19 protein-coding genes are annotated in these 21,371 nt (G+C 69.3%); 15 read left to right on the forward strand and 4 right to left on the reverse strand.

The features are described 5' to 3' along the window. Positions 1–33: 33 nt before the first annotated feature. Positions 34–1,311: a class I SAM-dependent methyltransferase gene (locus H7F30_RS07080; protein ID WP_187037633.1), complete on the reverse strand. Its 1,278-nt coding sequence runs from the start codon at positions 1,309–1,311 to the stop codon at positions 34–36. A gap of 287 nt (positions 1,312–1,598) precedes the next feature. On the opposite strand from H7F30_RS07080, the gene groES reads away from it, so the two are divergent. Together groES and groL are read left to right on the forward strand one after the other, a co-directional pair. Beyond that, positions 1,599–1,892, forward strand: coding sequence for a co-chaperone GroES (groES, locus tag H7F30_RS07085; protein ID WP_047311785.1), 294 nt, complete (start codon positions 1,599–1,601; stop codon positions 1,890–1,892). A gap of 144 nt (positions 1,893–2,036) precedes the next feature. After that, positions 2,037–3,647, forward strand: a complete 1,611-nt coding sequence (gene groL / locus H7F30_RS07090; protein ID WP_129664772.1) for a chaperonin GroEL — start codon at positions 2,037–2,039, stop codon at positions 3,645–3,647. A 279-nt stretch (positions 3,648–3,926) separates the two neighbouring features. Here groL and H7F30_RS07095 read toward each other — a convergent pair whose 3' ends face one another. Continuing rightward, positions 3,927–4,148, reverse strand: coding sequence for an RNA-binding S4 domain-containing protein (locus H7F30_RS07095; RefSeq protein WP_118913313.1), 222 nt, complete (start codon positions 4,146–4,148; stop codon positions 3,927–3,929). A 194-nt stretch (positions 4,149–4,342) separates the two neighbouring features. Between H7F30_RS07095 and shbA the strand changes: the two genes are divergently transcribed. From shbA to H7F30_RS07160, 13 genes are all read left to right on the forward strand, one after another. Beyond that, positions 4,343–4,918 carry an RNA polymerase sigma factor ShbA gene (gene shbA / locus H7F30_RS07100; RefSeq protein WP_255464989.1) on the forward strand — a complete coding sequence of 192 codons (576 nt, stop codon included), beginning with the start codon at positions 4,343–4,345 and terminating at the stop codon, positions 4,916–4,918. A 5-nt stretch (positions 4,919–4,923) separates the two neighbouring features. After that, a complete protein-coding gene (locus H7F30_RS07105; RefSeq protein WP_187037637.1) occupies positions 4,924–6,159 on the forward strand; it encodes a hypothetical protein in 1,236 nt (411 codons plus the stop codon). A gap of 66 nt (positions 6,160–6,225) precedes the next feature. After that, entirely contained in the window at positions 6,226–7,749 is a 1,524-nt protein-coding gene (guaB, locus tag H7F30_RS07110; protein ID WP_187037638.1) for an IMP dehydrogenase, read from the forward strand. A gap of 184 nt (positions 7,750–7,933) precedes the next feature. Continuing rightward, positions 7,934–9,055 carry a GuaB3 family IMP dehydrogenase-related protein gene (locus tag H7F30_RS07115; protein ID WP_047311790.1) on the forward strand — a complete coding sequence of 374 codons (1,122 nt, stop codon included), beginning with the start codon at positions 7,934–7,936 and terminating at the stop codon, positions 9,053–9,055. A gap of 138 nt (positions 9,056–9,193) precedes the next feature. Then, positions 9,194–10,768 (forward strand): succinic semialdehyde dehydrogenase, encoded by a 1,575-nt coding sequence (locus tag H7F30_RS07120; protein ID WP_047311791.1) that lies wholly within the window; start codon positions 9,194–9,196, stop codon positions 10,766–10,768. Further along, positions 10,765–12,486 carry a GMC family oxidoreductase gene (locus H7F30_RS07125; protein ID WP_187037640.1) on the forward strand — a complete coding sequence of 574 codons (1,722 nt, stop codon included), beginning with the start codon at positions 10,765–10,767 and terminating at the stop codon, positions 12,484–12,486. The genes H7F30_RS07120 and H7F30_RS07125 overlap by 4 nt, the downstream gene beginning before the upstream one ends. Positions 12,487–12,516: 30 nt before the next feature. Next, positions 12,517–13,368, forward strand: coding sequence for an SURF1 family protein (locus tag H7F30_RS07130; RefSeq protein WP_052946999.1), 852 nt, complete (start codon positions 12,517–12,519; stop codon positions 13,366–13,368). Beyond that, the gene (locus H7F30_RS07135) at positions 13,365–13,721 is read left to right on the forward strand and encodes a DUF3817 domain-containing protein (RefSeq protein WP_047311793.1); all 357 of its coding nucleotides are present in this window, start codon (positions 13,365–13,367) and stop codon (positions 13,719–13,721) included. The genes H7F30_RS07130 and H7F30_RS07135 overlap by 4 nt, the downstream gene beginning before the upstream one ends. A gap of 49 nt (positions 13,722–13,770) precedes the next feature. Continuing rightward, entirely contained in the window at positions 13,771–15,348 is a 1,578-nt protein-coding gene (guaA, locus tag H7F30_RS07140) for a glutamine-hydrolyzing GMP synthase (protein ID WP_187037642.1), read from the forward strand. A gap of 10 nt (positions 15,349–15,358) precedes the next feature. Continuing rightward, the gene (locus tag H7F30_RS07145; protein ID WP_187037644.1) at positions 15,359–16,264 is read left to right on the forward strand and encodes a phosphatase PAP2 family protein; all 906 of its coding nucleotides are present in this window, start codon (positions 15,359–15,361) and stop codon (positions 16,262–16,264) included. A gap of 8 nt (positions 16,265–16,272) precedes the next feature. Beyond that, complete coding sequence (locus tag H7F30_RS07150; protein ID WP_187037646.1) at positions 16,273–17,124, forward strand: hypothetical protein; 852 nt, start codon at positions 16,273–16,275, stop codon at positions 17,122–17,124. Between the two features lie 9 nt (positions 17,125–17,133). Further along, positions 17,134–18,453, forward strand: coding sequence for a Mur ligase family protein (locus H7F30_RS07155; protein ID WP_187037648.1), 1,320 nt, complete (start codon positions 17,134–17,136; stop codon positions 18,451–18,453). Continuing rightward, entirely contained in the window at positions 18,450–19,274 is an 825-nt protein-coding gene (locus H7F30_RS07160) for a type 1 glutamine amidotransferase (protein ID WP_370563138.1), read from the forward strand. Before H7F30_RS07155 ends, H7F30_RS07160 begins: the two co-directional genes overlap by 4 nt. A gap of 87 nt (positions 19,275–19,361) precedes the next feature. Here the strand turns inward: H7F30_RS07160 and H7F30_RS07165 are convergent, their stop codons facing one another. Beyond that, the gene (locus tag H7F30_RS07165; RefSeq protein ID WP_255464990.1) at positions 19,362–20,480 is read right to left on the reverse strand and encodes a lysylphosphatidylglycerol synthase transmembrane domain-containing protein; all 1,119 of its coding nucleotides are present in this window, start codon (positions 20,478–20,480) and stop codon (positions 19,362–19,364) included. A gap of 2 nt (positions 20,481–20,482) precedes the next feature. Next, positions 20,483–21,361 carry a PIG-L deacetylase family protein gene (locus H7F30_RS07170; protein WP_255464991.1) on the reverse strand — a complete coding sequence of 293 codons (879 nt, stop codon included), beginning with the start codon at positions 21,359–21,361 and terminating at the stop codon, positions 20,483–20,485. Positions 21,362–21,371: the final 10 nt, after the last annotated feature.

Raw genomic sequence — 21,371 nt, forward strand, 5'->3', positions numbered from 1 at the left:
CGGTCGTCCAGGTGCGACCTGTGGCAGGTCAGGTCAGGCGGGTTCGACGACGAGGGCGGTGCGCTCGCCGTCGAGGTTGACGAGTACGACGGTCATGGGCTGGGAGCCCTTGAGCTTCAGCTGTCGACGCAGGGCGTCGGCGTCGAGGTCGACGTCGCGCTTCTTGATCGTGAGGCGTCCGACGTCGTGCGTGCGCAGGTAGGAGCGGAGTGTTTTGACGTGCAGCGGAACGGCGTCGAGCACCCGGTATGCGCGCCCGAGAAGACCGATGTCGGTGAGCGCGTCGGCGGTGACGTACCCGTACCCGGCCGTGAACTCGCGCCCGTCGACGGCGTTGAGCAACGCGCCGACGAGACCGCTACGCGTTAACGCTTTGTCGGCCTCGTAGAAGAAGGCGCCGAGGTCGGCGCGACGCGCGAGGGCCCCCGAGGCGTCGGCAGCGTCGGGCCTCGTGACGTGGCGAAGCTCGACGCTGTCGCCGCTGCTGTCTGCGTTGGCGGAACCGTCGGCGCGCTTGTCGGTCGGCCGCACGATCGTCGCCGTCGTGCCTTCGTCGCGAACGGCCTGGCCCCACCAAAGCGTCGCTTCGACGAGGTCGCCGGCGTACGAGACGAACTCCGCCTCGCAGTCGGGCGGGATGTCGCCGTGCGCGAGGCCGGGGGAGAGTTTGGCGCCGGCAGCCGGGGCATCAGCGGCGAGTTGCTGGACGAGTTCCCAGTCGGGCGAGAGCGCGGCCAGGGAGAAGGTTCGCTTGGTTCGGCCGTGGATGTCGGCAACGCCCGGGATGCGCCGGGCAGGGTCGAACCACCACGCGGCGTCCGGGGCTTCCCGGCGGAGTTCGGGTGCGAGGTCTTCGAGCAACCCCGTCTCCACGCGTGAGGCGGGGTAGGGCGCCAGGTTGTGGCGAGCGAGTTCGGCCGTCGTCGGGTCGGCTTCCACGGCAATGACGTCGAGGCCGGCACGAGCAAAACCGACGGCGTCCGCGCCGATGCCACACCCGCCGTCGACCACGCGTGAGGCGCCGGACGACCGCAGACGCTCGGCGTGCAGAGCCGCCACGGCCGAGCGAGTGGCCTGCTCGAGGGCGTCCGGGGTGAAGAACATCAGCTCGGCATTCGCGCCGAACTTCGTGACGGCCTTCGCCCGCAATCGGCTCTGCGTCAGCGCGGCGGCGACGAGTTCGGGGGAGTAGCCCCGATCCCGCAATCGGGAGGTGAGCGCGACGGCGTTCTTCTCGTCGTAGGGCGGCAGCGATGCGAGCAGTTCACGACCCTCGTCGGACATGAGAGCGTGCGCGGCGGCGGCATCCATGGGCTCATTCTTTCAGGCGAACTTCCAACCAAGAGCCGCCCCGCCTGTGCGCCCTGAGCGAACGCCGACCCTCCACCTGGCACTCGGCTTGACCGAGTGCTAAGCGAGCAATAAATTCGGAGTTAGCACTCACCCCTGGGTAAGTGCCAGCGAGCACGTCACCTCGACCCCCGCGACGGCGAGGCGGCACTGCGCGCTGTCATGCCACGCCACGTGGCGTGGGCAGGGGTGGACAAGCATCCGTCACGTCCGCTCGAGCGGACCGTCGCAACAAGGAAGGTGCCACCGTGTCGGTGAACATCAAGCCGCTGGAAGACCGCATCGTCGTCAAGTCCGTCGAGGCCGAGCAGACCACCGCGTCCGGCCTCGTCATCCCGGACACCGCCAAGGAGAAGCCCCAGGAGGGCGAGGTCATCGCCGTGGGCCCGGGTCGCGTGGACGACAACGGCAACCGCGTTCCGGTCGACGTCGCTGTGGGCGACAAGGTCATCTACTCGAAGTACGGCGGCACCGAGGTCAAGTTCGGTGGTGAGGAGTTCCTCATCCTCTCCGCCCGCGACGTGCTCGCCGTCGTCGCCTGACGATCCCACTCCGTGCGCGCATGCCCCGGCCGTGGCCCACGTCGGCCCGCCGGGGCATTGCGTTCCCTCCAGTCGCGCGTGAACTCACGCAGCAGGCTCCCGTTCCACGCCGCCTCGCGCGGCATCAACCAGAGAGGTTGAATCATGGCCAAGACCCTCGAATTCAACGACGACGCGCGTAAGTCGCTCGAGCGCGGTGTCGACGCGCTCGCCAACGCCGTCAAGGTGACCCTCGGCCCGAAGGGCCGCAACGTCGTCATCGACAAGTCCTGGGGCGCCCCCACCATCACGAACGACGGTGTCACCATCGCCCGTGAGGTCGAGCTCGAAGACCCGTACGAGAACCTCGGCGCGCAGCTCGCCAAGGAGGTCGCCACCAAGACGAACGACGTCGCCGGTGACGGCACGACGACCGCCACGGTTCTCGCCCAGGCCCTCGTCAAGGAAGGCCTGCGCAACGTTGCCGCCGGCGCGGCCCCGGCCGGTCTGAAGCGCGGTATCGACAAGGCCGTCACCGCCATCAACGACCAGCTGCTCGCCAACGCGCGCCCGGTCGACGGCAAGGACGACTACGCCAAGGTCGCTTCGCTCTCCGCCCAGGACGCCACCATCGGTGGCCTCATCGGTGAGGCGTTCGACAAGGTCGGCAAGGACGGCGTCATCACGGTCGAGGAGTCCTCCACCGCCGAGACGAAGCTCGAGTACACCGAGGGCATGCAGTTCGACAAGGGCTACCTCTCGCCGTACTTCGTCACCGACCCCGAGCGCATGGAAGCCGTCCTCGAGGACGCCTACATCCTCATCAACCAGGGCAAGATCTCGAACGTGCAGGACCTCCTGCCCGTCCTCGAGAAGGTCGTCCAGTCCGGCAAGCCGCTGCTCATCATCGCCGAGGACATCGAGGGCGAAGCCCTCTCGACGCTCGTCGTGAACAAGATCCGCGGCACGTTCAACGTCGTCGCCGTCAAGGCCCCCGGCTTCGGTGACCGCCGCAAGGCCATGCTGCAGGACATCGCCATCCTCACCGGCGGCCAGGTCATCGCCGAGGAGGTCGGCCTCAAGCTCGAGGCCGCCGACCTCGACGTCCTCGGCCAGGCCCGCCGCATCCAGGTGACGAAGGATTCCACGACGATCATCGACGGCGCCGGCCAGGGCGACGCAGTCGAGGGCCGCGTCAAGGAGCTCAAGGCCGAGATCGAGCGCACGGACTCCGACTGGGACCGCGAGAAGCTCCAGGAGCGTCTTGCGAAGCTCGCCGGCGGCGTCTGCGTCATCGGCGTCGGTGCCCACACCGAGGTCGAGATGAAGGAGAAGAAGCACCGCATCGAGGACGCCATCGCGGCCACGCGCGCGGCCATCGAGGAAGGTATCGTCGCCGGTGGTGGCTCCGCCGTCATCCACGCCGCCTCCGCGCTCGACTCCCTCCAGCTCGAAGGTGACGAGGCCACCGGCGCCACGCTCGTCGGCAAGGCCATCGCCGAGCCGCTGCGCTGGATCGCCGAGAACGCCGGCCTCGAGGGCTACGTCGCCGTCTCCAAGGTGCGCGAACTGCCCGTCGGCCAGGGCCTCGACGCCGCCACCGGCGACTACATCGACCTCGTCGAAGCCGGCATCATCGACCCGGTCAAGGTCACGCGCTCCGCACTGACCAACGCCGCCTCCATCGCCTCCATGGTTCTCACGACCGACACCCTCGTCGTCGAGAAGAAGGAAGACGAAGAGGCACCCGCGGCAGGTCACGGCCACACGCACTGATCTCCATCGCGTCGTCTTCCGGCGCGCGGGGTTCCGGGCTCGCAGGCTCGCCCGGAACCCCGCGCGCTCGGTGCGACAGCGCTTCGGGGCTTGAAAGACGCCCCTCCCACGAGCAAGCTCGCGGGAGGGGCGTCTTTCTGCGCGGTCTGCTTCCAGCGTGGGTGCGTTGAGCGAAAGGGTTGCGGCTTTGCGCGTGGCCCGGTTTCGTTGGGGGAGAGGGTCGCGGCTTTGCGAGTGGCCCTGGTTACATGGCGATGCGGAGGCGCCTGTGTTCGGCTGTCAGCGCCGGGTGACGCGCACGCACTCGTCCTCAAGGCACACCACGGCGCCGACCGGAATCTGGGCGCTACGGCGCGTGTCGACCTCGCCGTCGACCGTCACGAGGCCCTCAATGATGACGATGCGCGCCTCGGCGCCGTCCTCCACGAGGTTGGCCAACTTGAGCAGCTGACCGAGCTTGATGGCTTCGTCGCGAATCGGAACGTCTACGGGTGAGTTCATGGCCACATTCTCGCACCGAACTCGCCGTGCACCCCGTGGTGTGGTTACCGTGGGGGCCGCAACCGCTGACCGTGAACCGCGCACATCCGTGACGGGAGTAGGCCATGGCGCTCGAAGGTGGATACATGGGAGGGGCCTCCTGGCCCCAGGTGTCCCATGCCCGAGCGCGTGTAACGAACCTACCGTCCACCCCGATGTCATCCGAGGAAGCGCCGATGCGCGACCTCGTGGCTGCCGCTCAGGACAACGATCCGGCAGCACGACACCAACTCCTCGACGACGTTCACCGGATGGCGTTGCGCTACGCGTCAGCCCGTCTCGGCGCTTTCAGCGCCTCGCGTGAACTCGCCGCCGACGCCGCTCAGGAGGTGTGCGTGGCTGTCCTGCAGGCGCTTCCGCGCTACGTCGAGCGCGGCGTCCCCTTCGAGGCCTTCGTCTACTCCATCTGCTCGCGCAAGGTGGCCGACGTGCAGCGAGGCGCCTTCCGCGCGGCTGTGCCCACCGACGAGATCCCCGAGGACGTCGACCTGTCGACCGGCCCCGAGGAGATGGCCGTCAGCGGCGACACCGCCAAGCGCCTCTCGATGCTCATGGGCGGCCTGTCCGAACAGCACCGCGAAATCCTGACGCTCCGCGTCGCCGTCGGCCTCTCCGCCGAGGAGACCGCCCGCAGCCTCGGCATGACGGCCGGCGCCGTGCGCGTCGCCCAGCACCGCGCGCTCGCGAAGCTGCGCAAGCTGCACGACGCCTCCGGCCAGGAGTTGAGGTGAGCCACGTGAACGACGCATCCCGCGACACGAACCTCTTCGAGATCGCCCGCGACGACGAACTCCTCGACGTCCTCGGCGCACGCCTTTTCGACGCGGACGAGTCCAACGCCGACACGAACATCGACGCCAGCACCTACGAGTCGGACGATGTCGCTCACATGCTCGCCGCCTGGGCGCAGGACATCGACGATGAGGCCGAGGCCACGTTCACGGTCGAGCCCCGACGCGTCACGCGGGCAGCTCGCGCCGCCTACGCGGTGTCCAATGAGGCCGAGTCCGTCGAACCCGGACCTGTCACGGCCGCGCCGCGCCCTCGCGGCGGCACGTACAGCGCCTCGGGCGACGGCCGAGTGGCCGCTGCTCTCGGCCGCGGATGGTGGGGCCTGGCCCCGGCTGCCCGCGTGCGAACCGGCGCTACGGCCGCTGCAGCGGGTCTCGTGCTCTCCCTGTCCGGCGTCGCCGCCGCTGTCGGTGGGGGACGCCTACCGTCCCTCGACTCCTTAACGCTCAGTTCGACGAAGGCTCACAACCCCTCCGTGCTGGCCGATGAGGTGCCTCGCGCCACGGCGACCGACGCACCAGCAGCGCCGCAGAAGCCGGCGAAGAAGCGTGTCGAGGCGCTGCCGGATCGCACGGACGGCCACGCCGAGGGCGCTGCGCGGCCCCGCACGTCCGCCGCTCCGAAGGAAACGGCACCGAGCGACTCCTGGCCTCGGGTCGAGGAGCGCCGTACCGGTCTCGACCGCTCGGTCGTCGCCGCGCCCCGAATCGACCGTCAGCGCCCGGCGGTACCGACGTACCGGCCCAACACGGGCACCCGACCGACGCAGGCGCCGAGCACGACGCGTCCGCCGCGTCCGACGACGCCGCCCTCGCCGTCGTCCACGCAGCCGCCGACGACCACGAAGCCGAGCACGCCGTCCACCCCAGGTTCGTCGACGACGTCGCCGAGCACCGGTCCCTCGGGTTCGACAGGCACGTCGGGCTCCTCGAGTTCCTCGGGCTCGCCCTCCACGACGAAGCCGACCCCTCGCCCCACCTCGAGCGTTTCCCCGAGGTCGACACGCGGCTCACACAAGGCCTCCTCCGGAAGCGGTGCGCTGACGAAGGCGGAGAAGGAGACGCGCAACCGGTTCAGGTACCTCATGCCGAGGCCGTCGATCGAGGCGTCCTCAACGCCTCTCGAGCCGAGCGCTACGGCGGAGCCGGTGCCGAACGAAACCGCCACGCCGACGCGCTAGGTGAGAATGCGCACAACGCTGAGCGCGCGGCGCTGGGCACGCGTGCGCGTGACCTAGAATCGGTGAATGGCTTTCGGCTCTGACAACGGCACTGAGATTCCCCCGAAATTCGCGACGCTCGGCCTCACCTACGACGACGTCCTTCTCCTTCCCGGGGAGACCGATGTCATCCCCTCGGAGGTCGACACCACCGCGCAGCTGACGCGCGAGATCAAGCTCAACATCCCTCTCGTGTCTGCAGCGATGGACACCGTCACCGAAGCGCGCATGGCCATCGCCATGGCCCGCGAGGGCGGCATGGGCGTGCTGCACCGCAACCTGTCGATCGAGGATCAGGCCTACCAGGTCGACCTCGTCAAGCGCACTCAGACGGGCCGTATCACCAACCCCGTGACGATCGGCCCCGACGCCACGCTCGAAGAGCTCGACGCCATCTGCGGCGAGTACCGCGTCTCCGGTCTGCCGGTCGTCGAGGGCGACAACAAGCTCATCGGCATCATCACCAACCGCGACCTGCGCTTCACGCCCGTCGCCGAGTGGGCCGGCACGAAGGTGCGCGACGTCATGACGACGCAGCTCATCACCGCGCCCGTCGACATCTCGAACGAGGACGCCACGGCGCTGCTGCGTCAGCACAAGCGTGAGCGTCTGCCGCTCGTCGATCGCGACGGTCGCCTCGCCGCGCTCATCACGGTCAAGGACTTCGTGAAGTCCGAGCAGTTCCCGAACGCCTCGAAGGACGCCGACGGTCGCCTCATGGTCGGTGCCGCCGTCGGGTACTTCGGTGAGGCGTGGGAGCGCGCGACGACGCTCATCGACGCCGGCGTCGACGTGCTCATCGTCGACACGGCGCACGGCCACGCGGGCCTCCTGCTCGACATGATCCGCAAGCTCAAGGCCGACCCGGCCACGAAGAACGTCCAGATCATCGGCGGCAACGTTGCCACCCGCGCGGGCGCCCAGGCGCTCGTCGACGCCGGTGTCGACGCCGTCAAAGTGGGCGTCGGGCCGGGCTCGATCTGCACAACGCGCATCGTCGCGGGTGTCGGTGTTCCGCAGGTCACCGCGATCCACGAGGCCGCCCAGGCCTGCGGCCCCGCCGGTGTGCCGGTCATCGGTGACGGCGGCCTGCAGTACTCCGGTGACATCGCCAAGGCCCTCGTCGCCGGTGCGTCCTGCGTCATGGTCGGCTCGCTGCTCGCCGGGACGGAGGAGTCGCCGGGCGAGGTTGTGCTCATCAACGGCAAGCAGTTCAAGGCCTACCGCGGCATGGGTTCGCTCGGTGCGATGAGCTCGCGCGGCAAGAAGTCGTACTCCAAGGACCGCTACTTCCAGGCCGACGTCATCAGCGACGACCAGCTCGTGCCCGAGGGCATCGAGGGTCGCGTGTCGTACAAGGGTCCGGTGAGCAACGCGGTGCGTCAGCTCGTCGGTGGCCTCCACCAGTCGATGTTCTACGTCGGTGGCTCCACGATCCCCGAGCTGCAGGAGCGCGGCCAGTTCGTCCGCATCACCGCGGCCGGCCTCAAGGAGTCGCACCCCCACGACGTCCAGGGCATCGTCGAAGCGCCGAACTACTCGATCCGCTGACGACGCCTCGGCCCACTTTCGAGCGCCTCACCTTCACGACGAAGGTGCGGCGCTCGTGTGTTGAGGCGGGCATACCCACATGCGCGAGATCTCGCACGATGGGAAGAGACGTGCGCGGTTGGTCCCCACTTGCGCGACATTCCGCGCTTGTGGGGAAGCGGGCGCCCGCAGGTAGGCTGGGTGGGTGACTGAGATCGAGATCGGCAAGGGCAAGCGCGGCCGTCGCGCGTATTCACTCGACGACATCGCCGTCGTGCCGTCGCGCCGCACGCGTGACCCCCGCGAGGTGTCGACGTCGTGGCAGATCGACGCCTACCACTTCGACCTGCCCGTCATGGCAGCGCCGATGGACTCCGTGATGTCGCCCGCCACCGCCATCGAGTTCGGCCGCCTCGGCGGTCTGCCCGTGCTCGACCTCGAGGGCCTGTGGACGCGCTACGAGGACCCGGAGACGCAACTCGCCTCCATCGCCACGGTCGACCCGGCCGAAGCCGTCGCCCGCATGCGCGAGATCTACGACGAGCCGATCAAGCCCGAGCTCATCCGCGACCGCCTCAAGGAGATCCGTGACGCCGGCGTCACCGTCGCCGGCGCCCTCACGCCGCAGCGCACCCAGGAGCACTGGCGCACCGTCGTCGAGGCCGGCGTCGACGTCTTCGTCATCCGCGGCACCACGGTCTCCGCCGAGCACGTCTCCGGCGACGCCGAGCCGCTCAACCTCAAGCGCTTCATCTACGAACTCGACGTTCCCGTCATCGTCGGTGGCGCGGGCACGTACACCGCAGCGCTGCACCTCATGCGCACCGGTGCGGCCGGCGTGCTCGTCGGCTTCGGTGGCGGCGCTGCCCACACGACGCGTCGCACGCTCGGCATCCACGCGCCCATGGCCACGGCCCTCTCCGACGTCGCCGCAGCCCGTCGCGACTACCTCGACGAGTCCGGTGGCCGCTACGTCCACGTCATCGCCGACGGCGGTGTCGGCACCTCCGGTGACATCGTCAAGGCCGTCGCCTGCGGTGCGGACGCCGTGATGCTCGGCGCCGCGCTGGCTCGCGCCACCGAGGCGCCCGGTCGCGGATTCCACTGGGGCCCCGAGGCGCACCACAGCCAGCTGCCGCGCGGTGAGCGCGTCGAGGTGGGCACAGTGGCGAGCCTCGAGGAGATCCTCAACGGCCCCGGCCGCGGCGCCGACGGCACCACCAACATCGTCGGTGCCCTCAAGCGCGCCATGGCCACCACCGGCTACTCCGACCTCAAGGAGTTCCAGCGCGTCGAGGTCGTCGTCGCGCCGTACCAGCGTTCCTGAGGCACACTCACGACGGAGGGGCTCGACCGGCAGGTCGAGCCCCTCCGTCATGCCCGCGGTGCCTCGCATCCTGGGACGACAGCCACTGACTTACTTCAAAGTAAGGACGTTGTCGGTGGCCCGTCCTAGGGTGGATCCATGACTTCTCAGACCGCATCTTCGCCCGCCGTCCGCGTTGCGCAGGACGTGGCGAAGCGCATGAGCCACCGCGTCACTGCTGCCGCCGACGCGCCCCAGCGTGAGCGCACGACGCCTCTCACCGGTGAGGTTGTCGCGTCGCTGCCCGAGTCGAGCGTCGCCGACGTCGAGCGCGCCTACGAGGCGGCGCGTGCGGCTCAGCCCGCGTGGGCCGCGACGCCCGTCAAGGAGCGCGTGGAGTTCCTGGAACGCCTGCACGACCTCGTGCTCGAGCACCAGAGCGAGATGCTCGACCTCATCCAGCTCGACTCGGGCAAGGCCCGCATCCAGGCCTTCGAGGAGATTCTCGACACCGCCGGTGTGTGCCGCCACTACGCGAAGAAGGCACCGAGCTATCTCGCCGAGCGCAAGGGTGCGGGCGCCATGCCGGTGCTGACGCAGGCCCGCACGGGCTACCGCCCCAAGGGCGTCGTCGGCGTCGTCGCGCCGTGGAACTACCCGCTGTCGATGACGATCACCGACGCCCTGCCCGCCCTCGCTGCCGGCAACGCCGTCGTCCTTCGTCCTGACGAGAAGGCGTCTCTCACCTGCCTCAAGATCGTCGAGCTCATCGACGAGGCCGGTCTGCCCGAGGGGCTCCTCCAGATCGTTCTGGGCGACGGCCCCACCGTCGGCGGCGCGGTCCTCGAGCGTGCGGACTACGTCATGTACACGGGCTCGACGAACGTCGGGCGTCAGGTCGCACGCGACGCCGGTGAGCGCCTCATCGGGGCGTCGCTCGAGCTCGGCGGGAAGAACGCGATGTACGTCGCCGAGGACGCCGACCTCAAGCGCGCCGCCGAGGGCGCCCAGCGCGCGGTGTTCTCCAGCGCGGGCCAGCTGTGCATCTCGATCGAGCGCCTCGTGCTCCACGAGGCCATCGCCGACGAGTTCCTCCGCCTGTTCCTCGCCCGTGTCAAGGCGATGAAGCTCAGCACCGAGGTGGGCTGGGGAGCCGACATGGGCAGCCTCATCTCCGCGCAGCAGTTGGAGCGCGTCGAGGAGCACGTCGCGGATGCTGTCTCCAAGGGCGCCACGGTGCTCGCGGGCGGCAAGGCGCGCCCCGACGTCGGGCCCTTCGTCTACGAACCCACCGTGCTCGACGGCGTTGCCGAAGGCATGAGCTGCCGACGCGACGAGACCTTCGGCCCGCTCGTGTCGGTCTACCGGGTCGCGAACGACGACGAGGCCGTCGCCTTCGCCAACGACAGCGAGTACGGCCTCAACGCGTCCGTCTGGACCAAGGACGTCAAGCGTGGCCGCGCCATCGCCGCCCGTATCCAGTCCGGCACCGTCAACGTCAACGAGGGTTACGCGTCTGCGTACGCGAGCAACGGTGCGCCGATGGGCGGCATGAAGTCCTCCGGCGTCGGCCGCCGTCACGGGGCCGAGGGCATCCGCAAGTACACCGACATCCAGAACGTCACGGTGCAGCACGTCCAGGGCTTCGGGGTGCCGAAGGGCATGTCGCAGAAGCAGTTTGCCAAGGTGATGACGGTGGGCATGCGCCTCATGAAGCGAGGAGGTGTCGCATGAGCGGCTTCGATCACGACGTCGTCGTCATCGGCTCGGGGTTCGGCGGCTCCGTCGCCGCCCTGCGGTTGGCCGAGAAGAACTACGACGTCCTCGTCTACGAGGCCGGCCCGCGCCGTGAGGACGAGGACTTCGCCACCTCGAGCTGGGACGTGCGCAACTACCTGTGGGCGCCAGCGCTCAAGTGCTACGGCGTGCAGCGCATCCACAAGATCCCTGACGCCGTCATCCTCGCAGGAGCCGGCGTCGGTGGCGGAAGCCTCAACTACGCCAACACGCTCTACGTGCCACCGCAGCCGTTCTTCGCCGACAAGCAGTGGTCGCACATCACCGACTGGTCCGCGGAACTCATGCCGCACTACGAGACGGCGAAGAAGATGCTCGGCGTCGTCGAGTCCAACCCGTGCGAGGGTCCCGTCGAGCAGCTCATGCGCGGCGTCGCGGCAGACCTCGGCGTGAGTGAGACATTCCGCAAGACGCCCGTCGGCGTGTTCTTCGGGGAATCCGGAAAGCGCGTCGCCGACCCCTACTTCGGGGGAGAGGGCCCGGAGCGTACCGGTTGCACCGAGTGCGGCAACTGCATGGTCGGCTGCCGCGTCGGTGCGAAGAACACCCTCGCGAAGAACTACCTGCCCCTCGCCGAACGCTCCGGTGCGCGCATCGAGCCGATGCGTACAGTCGTCGACCTCGAGCCGCTCGGCCCGAACGGTGATGAGGGCTGGCGCATCACGACGGAGGCCACCGGCGCCTGGGTGCGCAAGAACCGTCGCACGGTGACGGCGCAGCACGTCGTCATGGCAGCCGGCACGTGGGGCACGCAGAGCCTCCTGCACTCGCTGCAGGCCGACGGCAAGCTTCCGCGCCTGTCGCGCACGCTCGGTCACCTCACCCGCACCAACTCCGAGGAGCTCGGCGGTGCCGCCGCCACGCAGCTGCCCGAGGGCGTCGACCTCACACACGGCGTGGCCATCACGTCGAGCTTCCACGTCGACGAAACCACCCACGTCGAGAACGTGCGCTACGGGCGCGGCTCGAACGCCATGGGCCTGTTCTCCACGCTGCTCATTCCCGGTGACGTGGGCAACCGCGTCGTCGAGTTCGTCAAGCAGTTCGCGCGCCGCCCGGTCATGCTCACCAAGGCCGTCGTCCCCAAGGGCTGGAGCGAGCGCACCATCATCGCGCTCGTTATGCAGACGGTCGACAACTCGCTCATCGTCTCCCCGAAGAAGACGCGCCGCGGGTGGAAGCTCACCTCCCGTCAGGGCCACGGTGAGCCGAACCCGACGTGGATTCCGGGCGGCCACAAGGCCATCCGCGGCATGGCGGACCGTCTCGAGCGGGTCAGCGGCAAGGAGGCCATCGCGGGTGGCACGTGGAACGAACTGTTCGACGTGCCCATGACGGCGCACTTCCTCGGCGGCGCCCCGATCAGCGACGGCCCGGAGACCGGCGTCATCGACGCCTACCAGCGCGTGCACGGCTACCCCACGATGTCGATCGTCGACGGTACGGCCGTCTCCGCGAACCTCGGCGTCAACCCGTCGCTCACCATCACGGCTCAGGCCGAGCGTGCCTTTTCGCTGTGGCCGGCCAAGGGCGAGCGCGACGAGCGTCCGGCTCAGGGCGAGGCGTACGTCCGGCTCGAACGCGAGCCGAACCGGGTGCCCGGCCAGCCCGTAGTCCTCGGCATGCCGACGGTGGCACGGACACCCGCGACGTAGGCACCGCGCGTCGGCGCGTACCCTGGTGGGGTGCTCCAGACCGCGATGAAACCCCGTTTCGTGCGGCTGTTCTCGCTCATGCTCGTGCTCGTTGCCGCGTTCATCTGGCTCGGCAAGTGGCAGTGGGGGACGGCCAACAACGAGGCCAACCAGAAGGTGCTCGAAGAGGCTTCGCAGCGCACGCGTGAGCCGCTCGACGCGGTGATCAAGCCGCAGACGCCGTTCGACAACTCGACGTCGTTGCAGCCCATCACCGTCACGGGCCGTTACGACGCGAGCAAGACCGAGCTCGTCGCGGGCCGTGTGCTCGAGGGCAAGCACGGCTGGTGGGTCATGACACCCCTCGTCGTCGACAGCACCGGAGCACGGCTGCCCATCGTGCGCGGCTTCGTCGACAAGACGACGAACATCCCGAAACCGCCGTCGGGCACCGTGACCGTCGAGGGCGCGCTGGCGCCCGGTGAGTCGGTGTCGACGATGGACGCTCTTCCGCCCGGCCAGATCGGCACGATCGACATGGGTCTGCTGCTCAACAAGTGGGACGGTCGCGTCTACAACGCCTTCATCTTCTCCACGGACCAACAGCCCGCGACGCGGGTGAAGGCGGGGGAAACCACCCCAGAGCACATCCCGCCGCCCGTGCCGCGCACGACGCACATCGAGTGGCGCAACGCAGCCTATGCCATCCAGTGGTGGGTGTTCGCCGTCTTCGCGGTCTTCATGTGGGTCAAGCTCGTGCGCGACGAGCACCACCTCGAGATCGCCGCCGACGAGAGCCGTGTTGACGAGAACAACGAGCAGCATCACACAACTCCCAGCGAAGACGACTCCCCTTCCGACGTGACGACGCCCCCTACGGGCGAGCGAAAGGACGACCGATGACCGACCAGAAGCCCGCTGCTGCAGGTAAGCCCACGATCGACGTGAACCAGGCCCGCTCGGCCCTGAAGTTCTTCAAGATCGCCGCGTTCATCGTCGGCATCGGCCTGCTCGTGCTCGTGCTCGAGATGGTGCTGCACTACGGGTTCCACAACGACGCGCTCGCGTGGTGGCCGCAGCCGCACGGTCTGCTCTTCCTCGTCTACGTCGCGGCGACGGCGAACCTCGGGTTCAAGATGCGCTGGGGTCTCGGCAAGATGGTCCTCGTCATCCTCGCCGGGTGCGTGCCGTTCCTGTCGTTCTGGGTCGAGCGCAAGATGAGCCGCGAGGTCGAGGCCGACCTCGCGGGCCGCTGACGAGCCGACGGCCGGAAGGCCTGTCGGTGGCGACGGATAGGATGAACGCGTGAGTGACAACCTGCAGGATCACCCCGTACTCGTCGTCGATTTCGGCGCCCAGTACGCCCAACTCATCGCGCGCCGCGTGCGCGAGTGCGCCCTCTATTCCGAGGTCGTGCCGCACACGATGAGCGCGAAGGAGATGCTGGCCAAGAACCCCGCCGCCATCGTGCTGTCGGGCGGGCCCTCGTCCGTCTACGCCGACGGTGCTCCGTCGCTCGACGTGGCACTGCTCGAAGCGGGCGTGCCGGTCTTCGGTATCTGCTATGGCTTCCAGGCCATGGCGCACGCCCTCGGCGGAAGCGTCGCCCACACCGGTGGCCGCGAGTACGGTCACACGATGGCCACGATCACCCACACCGACTCGATCCTCTTCGACGGTCAGCCCGCCGAGCAGGCCGTGTGGATGTCGCACGGTGACGGCGTGAGCGAGGCCCCCACGGGCATGACGGTGTGCGCTCGCACGCCCGGCGCCCCCGTCGCCGCGTTCGAGGACGCCGAGCGCAAGCTCTTCGGCGTGCAGTGGCACCCGGAGGTGCTCCACTCCACGCACGGCCAGGAAGTGCTGCGCAACTTCCTGCTCTACGGCGCCGGCCTCAAGGCCGAGTGGACGCCCGCCAACATGGCCGAGGAACTCGTCGCCCAGGTGCGCGAGCAGATCGGTGAGGGCCGCGCCATCTGTGGTCTCTCCGGTGGTGTCGACTCGTCCGTCGCCGCGGCCATGGTGCAGAAGGCCATCGGCGACCGGCTCACGTGTGTCTTCGTTGACCACGGCCTGCTGCGCGCCGGTGAGGCCGAGCAGGTCAAGGAGGACTTCGTCGCCGCTACCGGTGTCGACCTCGTCGTCGTCGACGCCTCCGAGCGGTTCCTCGAGGCGCTGGCCGGCCAGTCCGATCCCGAGACGAAGCGCAAGATCATCGGCCGCGAGTTCATCCGCGTCTTCGAGCAGGCGGCGCGCGACATCGTCGGTGCCGAATCGGACAGCGAACACCCCGTCGAGTTCCTCGTTCAGGGCACGCTCTACCCCGACGTCGTCGAATCCGGCGGCGGCACCGGCGCGGCCAACATCAAGAGCCACCACAACGTCGGCGGTCTGCCCGACGACCTGCAGTTCAAGCTCGTCGAACCGCTGCGCGCCCTCTTCAAGGACGAGGTGCGCCAGGTCGGCCTCGAACTCGGCGTGCCCGATTCCATCGTCTGGCGCCAGCCGTTCCCCGGCCCCGGCCTCGGCATCCGCATCATCGGCGAGGTGACGGCCGAGCGTCTCGAGATCCTGCGCGCGGCCGACAAGATTGCCCGCGAGGAGCTCACGGCCGCGGGCCTCGACCGCGACATCTGGCAGTGCCCCGTCGTCCTTCTGGCCGACGTGCGCTCGGTCGGTGTGCAGGGTGACGGCCGCACCTACGGTCACCCCATCGTGCTGCGCCCCGTCTCCAGCGAGGACGCCATGACGGCCGACTGGACGCGCCTGCCCTACGACGTCCTGGCCACGATCTCGAACCGCATCACGAACGAGGTCTCCGACGTCAACCGCGTCGTGCTCGACGTGACGAGCAAGCCCCCGGGCACCATCGAGTGGGAGTGAGCGCCCACCGATGAGCGAGCAGCAGCCCGCTCCCGACGCCGACGGCGCGGCCCACGTGGTCGCGCCGTCGGCGTGCCACGGGGCGACCCCGGTCGGTGAACCCAGCGACCTCACCGAACCCGTCCGCCGCTTCGTCTGCTCCGTGCGGACGATGACGTTCGCCTCACTGGCGTCGTTCGTCCTCGTCCTGTGGGTCTTCACCCGTACCGCGCGCGCCCAGGTGTGGGACGAGCGTGGGCGGATGAGCACAGGTGCGAGCGCGCGGGCGTGGGTTCACATCGTCGATCCGCTCACCTACATCACGATCGGCTCGGTCGCGACGCTGCTCGCCGCCTTCGTCGTCATCGCGCTCGCGCGGCAACGAGCGGGTCTCGCGCTGGCCGCGATCCTCGTGGTCGGGGGAGCGAACGTCACGACGCAACTGTTCAAGGGGTACTGGCCCACGAGCCCTCACCTGTGGGACAACTCCCTACCGAGCGGACACTCGACCGTTGCGATGAGCCTCAGCCTCGCGGCGATCCTCGTCGCGCCGTCCGGTGCCAGACGGTGGCTCGTGCCCTTCGCCGCCTTCGGAGCCACGTTCGTCGGCGCCGGAACGATCGTCGGGCACTGGCACCGCCCGGCCGACGTGTGGGCGGCCTTCCTCGTCTGCCTCCTGTGGTCGGCCGGAGCGATCGGTCTCGTGCTCAAACTCCAGTTGCGGCGCCACACCCGCGACGCGAAGTACGCGCTGCGCCCTGCCGCAGGCGTCGTCGGGAGCATGACGGCGGGGCTCATCTTCGTCGGGCTCGGAGTGCGGCCGCTCGACGCCGACCTCAAGCTGGCCGAGGCGATCGTCGCCCTCGGAGTCACCGGGTTGCTCGCGGCGTTCGTCGTCGCATGGGTGAGCGCTGCGGCGGACGACAACCTCGGATGAGGGACCCGGTGAAGCGAATCGAGCCACTCGTCCTGGCGGGGAGCCTGCTCGTTCTCGTGGCCCTCGTCGCGCTGCGCGCCACGGCGTCCGGCAAGCGCCTGGCTGCGGCCACCACGCACTGGCTCGGTGAAGCCGATCGCCCTGACGGCGGTCTGATCTGGCCGGCCTCCGGCCTCGTGACGCGTGCCTATCTGCCGTTCGTTGCGCTGACGCTCGTGGCGCTCGCGGTCGCACTGACGCGCCACTCGCTGCGGCGCCGAGCACTCGCAGGGGCGTTCGTCCTCGTTGTCAGCGGCGTGGGGGCGCAGGTGCTGGGGCGTCTCCTCGTGCCCGTGCTCGGACAGGAGTCCGCGACGCTCCCCAGCGGGCATGCGGCCCTCGTGCTCGGCGCCTGTGTGGCCTGGATCTGGATCGCACCCGCCCGGCATCGGCTCGCGGTCCTGTGCGCAGCCGGTGTCGTTGCGACGGCCGGGTCGCTCGGCATCGTCGTCGCGCAGTGGCACCGCCCGGGCGACGTGCTCGCGTCCCTCGCCCTCGTCACGGCCGTGACGGCGGTTGCTCGTCCTTTCGCCAGGACGGGCGCGACCACCCCGGCCGTCAGCGAGGCCGAGGGCAACCGGGCGCACACGTTTCGGGGTGGCTTCGGCTACAGCCCGTCGACCGATGCTCTCGTGGCCGTGCTGTGCGGCGCAGCCGGCTGCGTCGTGCTCTACCAGGGGTGGGGTTCGGCGCTCGTCGGCGAGAACGTCGCTGCCCTTGTCGGCGGCTTGGCCGTGCGATGGGGCCTCGCCCTCGCGGCGGGGCTGCTCGTGTGGTTCGCCGCGCGCGTCGACGAAAGCCCTGTCAGTCGCCTCCACTAGGCTGGGCGGGTGCTTCGAACTACAGCAGCTGTGCTCGCCGGGAAGTCGGCTCGCGTCGCAACGAGACTGCGCGGTGGCGGTAGCGCCCTGCCCGGTCTCGTCGTCGAGAAGGTCGACCCGAAGTTCCTCGCCACGGCTCTCGCGGACCTCCCGAAGGGGGTCGTCGTCGTCACCGGCACGAACGGCAAGACCACGACGACCAAGATGCTCGTCGCGCTCCTTCGCGCGCACGGTCTCAAGGTCTTCACCAACCCCACGGGCTCGAACTTCACGCGCGGCGTCATCTCCTCGGTGCTCGGTGAGGTGTCGCTGCGCGGCACCATCGACGCCGACATTGCCGTGCTCGAACTCGACGAGGCGCACGCCCTGCACTTCGCCAAGGTGGTCAAGCCGACGCACGCGCTGCTGCTCAACGTGGCACGAGACCAGCTCGACCGTTTCGCCGAGATCGACTACACCGCGAAGCTCCTACGTCAGCTCGCCGAGCAGACCACCGAGGGCGTCGTGCTCAACCGTGACGACTCGTTCGTCGCGCGCATCGAGAGCACGCTGAAGCCGAACGTCGAAGTCTCCTACTTCGGGGTCGACGAGACGATCGCGGAGCGTCTCGGTGAGCTCATGGAACAGGACGTGCGCAGCGACGACGACTTCGTCCAGCCGCTCGTGAGCTCCGGTGACGGACTCCTTCTGCCGATCGACGATCGCAAGTTCCTCGTCACGTTCGCCGACCGCGCCGACGGCAGCGCCAACGTCGGGCCGATGCAGATGCGTCAGCACGGTCTCGCGGCCATGATCAACGCCACGGCGGCCACGTCGATGGCGCGTCGGCTGCTCGGCGACGACTTCCTGCCGGCCACCGCCGTCAGCGCCCTCGAAGCGGTGCAGCCGCCGTTCGGGCGCGGCGAGGTCATCGACGTCGACGGTCAGGAACTCGAGCTCGTGCTCGTGAAGAACCCGGCCGGATTCACCGTGGCCCTCTCGACGTACGGCGGGCGCCCGGTGGCGAGCATGGTGGCCATCAACGACAACTACGCCGACGGGCGTGACGTGTCGTGGCTGTACGACGTCAACTTCGCCTCCTTGCGTGAGCGCGGCGTCGAGCTCACCTCCGGCGTGCGCGCCTACGACATGGCGTTGCGCCTCGCCTACGACGGCGTCGAGGTGCGTCACGTCGAGCCCGAACTCACGTCCGCGCTCGACACGTTCCTCGCCGAGCACCCGAACGAGCCGAAGCGCATCTTCTGCACCTACACGGCGATGATGGCGCTACGCCGCACGCTCGCCGAGCGCTACGACCTGCCCGACATCGGAGAGGACGCCCCCGAATGAGCCAACCCACTCCCGAGAACGTCGAGCCCGTCGTCAACGACGACCTCGCCGCCATGGACATCGTCCCGACGACGCTCGGCGACCCGACCGGGCCGAGCAAGGGACGCGTCACCGTCGTACACCTGTACCCGCGTGAGATGTCGATCTACGGCGACCTCGGCAACACGCGCTGCCTCGAGGCGCGCCTGCGTTGGCACGGGTACGAGCCGAACGTCATCAGCCACAACCCGGGCGACGATTTCCCCGACGACGTGCACCTCGTCGTCGGCGGCGGCGGCCAGGACTCCGGGCAGGTGCGTGTCGAGGCCGACCTCGAGAAGATCGGCCCCAAGCTCAAGGAGCTCGCCGAGGACGGCGTGCCGATGCTCATGATCTGCGGCATGTACCAGCTCTTCGGCAAGGCCTTCATCACGGTTGACGGCAAGACGCTGCCGGGCCTCGGCATCCTCGACGTCACGACGCGCGGCAACGAGAAGCGCATGATCGGTCCCGTCGTGCTCTCCACCGAGTTCGGTGACGTCGTCGGCTACGAGAACCACTCCGGTTCGACGGTGCTGGGGGAGGGGCAGGAGGCGTTCGGCTCCGTACGCTCCGGCTTCGGCAACAACGGCGAGGACGGCCACGAGGGAGCCCGTACGAACAACGTCGTCGGCTCCTACCTGCACGGCCCGATCCTGCCGGCCAACCCGCACCTCGCCGACTGGCTCATCGCCCGCGCCGTCGAGAAGGCGCTCGCCCAGCCGTTCGAACCGGGTGAGATCGACGACCGGTTCGCCGACCAGGCCCGCGAGCGTCAGGTTCGCCGCCTCACGAAGAGCTGACCGGCACTCGCTGATCTCAGGGACGAAGCCCCGTCGCCGCACACGTGCGGTGACGGGGCTTCGTCGCGTTCTGACGGCGTGTGGTGACTACGCGCGGGCGCCGGGCGCGCCGTCGGGCGTCAGGGGCACCTTGGGCATGACGAACCAGGCGAGCCAGCCCATGGCGCCGAGCGGTACCTCAAGCAGGTGCGTGAAGATCGCGAAGACGAGCACGCCGGCAGCGGCGGCGGGCTTGTCGGCGCCCCAGGCCACCATGACGGCGAGCGTGCCGGCTTCGGTGATGCCGAGCCCACCCGGCGTCACGCCCACCGCGGTGAGGAGGCGTCCGACGGCGTAGGCGGCGAAGAGCTTGCCGAGCGAAAGGTCGACGCCGACGACCTCCATCGTTCGCCAGAAGAGGAGGAAGTAGACGCCGAGGAACCCGACGACGCCGACCGTCATGGGCAACCACCCGGTGGCCGTCACCGTGGCGAGGCGGCGCCGCTGGTCGACGAGCACGTGACGCAGGTCGACGCGCGACTTGCCGCGCTGTTCTCGCCAGGCGCTGACGCGTCCGCCGAAGCGGCGGTGTACCCACGCGCCGAAGCGCTCGGTCTTGTGCGGCGAGATGAGAATGGCCACGAACACGGCGATGATGACGAGCCCGACGATGCCTCCCGTGAACGCCCCGCGGCGCACGCCCTTGGGCAGTGCGTCCGTGGAGGAGAGCAGGGCCACGCCGAGCAGCGGCATCGCCATGCGGGCGACGACGTTCCAGACGCCCGAGACGATGACCGATGTCGAGATCGCAGCGCGTGCGAAGCCCCACGAACGCAGCATGAGGTAGGTCGCGGCCACCCCGGCGGCACCGCCGCCCGGCAGCAGGTTGCCCGCTGCAGAGCCGGAGACGTTGACGATGAGCGCCTTGACGTGGCCCAAGCCGGGCAGCGAACCCGTCAGGGTGAAGGTGTAGAGCCACAGGCCCAGGACGACGAGACCGAAGAGTTCGAGGCCGTTGACCCACCCGAGTCGATCGAGGTGAGTGCCGATCTCGGTCCACGTCGTCTGACCGAACCACGGCAGACCGAAGACGAGGATCGCCGCGGCGAGGGCGAGGCCGAACACGGCCTGCAGCAGCTGCTTGCCGGTGGCCTTCGGAAACGCCGTGGGGTCGGCTTCCTGCGTCGCGCGCCCTTCGGCGTCGGTCGCGGCAGGTTGACGCCCCACACTCACTCCTTCGTGTCCGTTCGGGCGGCGCGCGGTGGCAAGCCCCCGAAGATGTCACGCGCGACCGGGCCCTTGTGGAGCGGGTCGCGGAACCATTCCCGACAGAAGACTACGTCGTAGAGCGGACGGGGAATTTTCAGGAATGCCGCCAGAGTTCGGTCGGCGTCGCCGTCGGCGCTGGCCTGCGAAGCGTGGGCGCGCATCGAGGCACGCTTCTGCGCGGCGAAGCGTCCCACCGAGATGCGGTGGGTGATGTCACGCCGGGCGCTGTAGGCGCGCTCGAAGGAGGCCATGTCGAAGTCGTCGGGGAAACGATAGAAGCGCGCGACGAGGTGCAGAGCCCGGACGAGCAGGTCGCGCGGAACGGTGGCTTCGAGGACGCGTGGCGTTCCGGCGAGCTCGGCGGCGCGGGCACCCACCTCGTGCACACGCACGTGATCCCGGTGGCCGTAGCCGCCGTTCTCGTCGTAGGAGAGCAGGACGTCGGCGTCCTCCTCGCGCAGAATCTCGGCGAGCGCCTCGGCCGCTTCGTCGACGTCGACCGTGATGAAGCGGCGCTTACCGGGCGGGTCGGGGAAGGTTTCGGGACCCATGCCGGAGTCGGCGTGGCCGAGCGTCTCGACGCGCGCGACGCCCAGGGCGCGGGCGCTCTCGAGGAGTTCGTTCCAGCGTTGGGCGGCGAGTTCGTCGGGGCCGCCGTAGCCGGAGTCGGCGAGGCCGAGGGCGCCGTCGGTGGCGACGACGAGGACGACGCGGTGTCCCTCTGCGGCAGCCTTCGCCATCGTGCCCGAGGTGAGCAGCGCCTCGTCGTCGGGGTGAGCGTGGAAGGCGACAAGCGTGCGCGGCATGGCATCGGGGGACATGGCATCTGGCGTGGTCATCGTGTGCCAT

Source organism: Dermacoccus sp. PAMC28757, assembly GCF_014302635.1.
Lineage (GTDB): Bacteria > Actinomycetota > Actinomycetes > Actinomycetales > Dermatophilaceae > Dermacoccus > Dermacoccus abyssi.

Excerpts from the sequence above, each read along its gene's own strand:
- H7F30_RS07080 (WP_187037633.1), bottom strand. The coding sequence starts at position 1,311 with ATGGATGCCGCCGCCGCGCACGCTCTCATGTCCGACGAGGGTCGTGAA.
- groL (WP_129664772.1), top strand. The coding sequence starts at position 2,037 with ATGGCCAAGACCCTCGAATTCAACGACGACGCGCGTAAGTCGCTCGAG.
- H7F30_RS07095 (WP_118913313.1), bottom strand. The coding sequence starts at position 4,148 with ATGAACTCACCCGTAGACGTTCCGATTCGCGACGAAGCCATCAAGCTC.
- shbA (WP_255464989.1), top strand. The coding sequence starts at position 4,343 with ATGTCATCCGAGGAAGCGCCGATGCGCGACCTCGTGGCTGCCGCTCAG.
- guaB (WP_187037638.1), top strand. The coding sequence starts at position 6,226 with ATGGCTTTCGGCTCTGACAACGGCACTGAGATTCCCCCGAAATTCGCG.
- H7F30_RS07120 (WP_047311791.1), top strand. The coding sequence starts at position 9,194 with ATGACTTCTCAGACCGCATCTTCGCCCGCCGTCCGCGTTGCGCAGGAC.
- H7F30_RS07125 (WP_187037640.1), top strand. The coding sequence starts at position 10,765 with ATGAGCGGCTTCGATCACGACGTCGTCGTCATCGGCTCGGGGTTCGGC.
- H7F30_RS07135 (WP_047311793.1), top strand. The coding sequence starts at position 13,365 with ATGACCGACCAGAAGCCCGCTGCTGCAGGTAAGCCCACGATCGACGTG.
- H7F30_RS07145 (WP_187037644.1), top strand. The coding sequence starts at position 15,359 with ATGAGCGAGCAGCAGCCCGCTCCCGACGCCGACGGCGCGGCCCACGTG.
- H7F30_RS07160 (WP_370563138.1), top strand. The coding sequence starts at position 18,450 with ATGAGCCAACCCACTCCCGAGAACGTCGAGCCCGTCGTCAACGACGAC.
- H7F30_RS07170 (WP_255464991.1), bottom strand. The coding sequence starts at position 21,361 with ATGACCACGCCAGATGCCATGTCCCCCGATGCCATGCCGCGCACGCTT.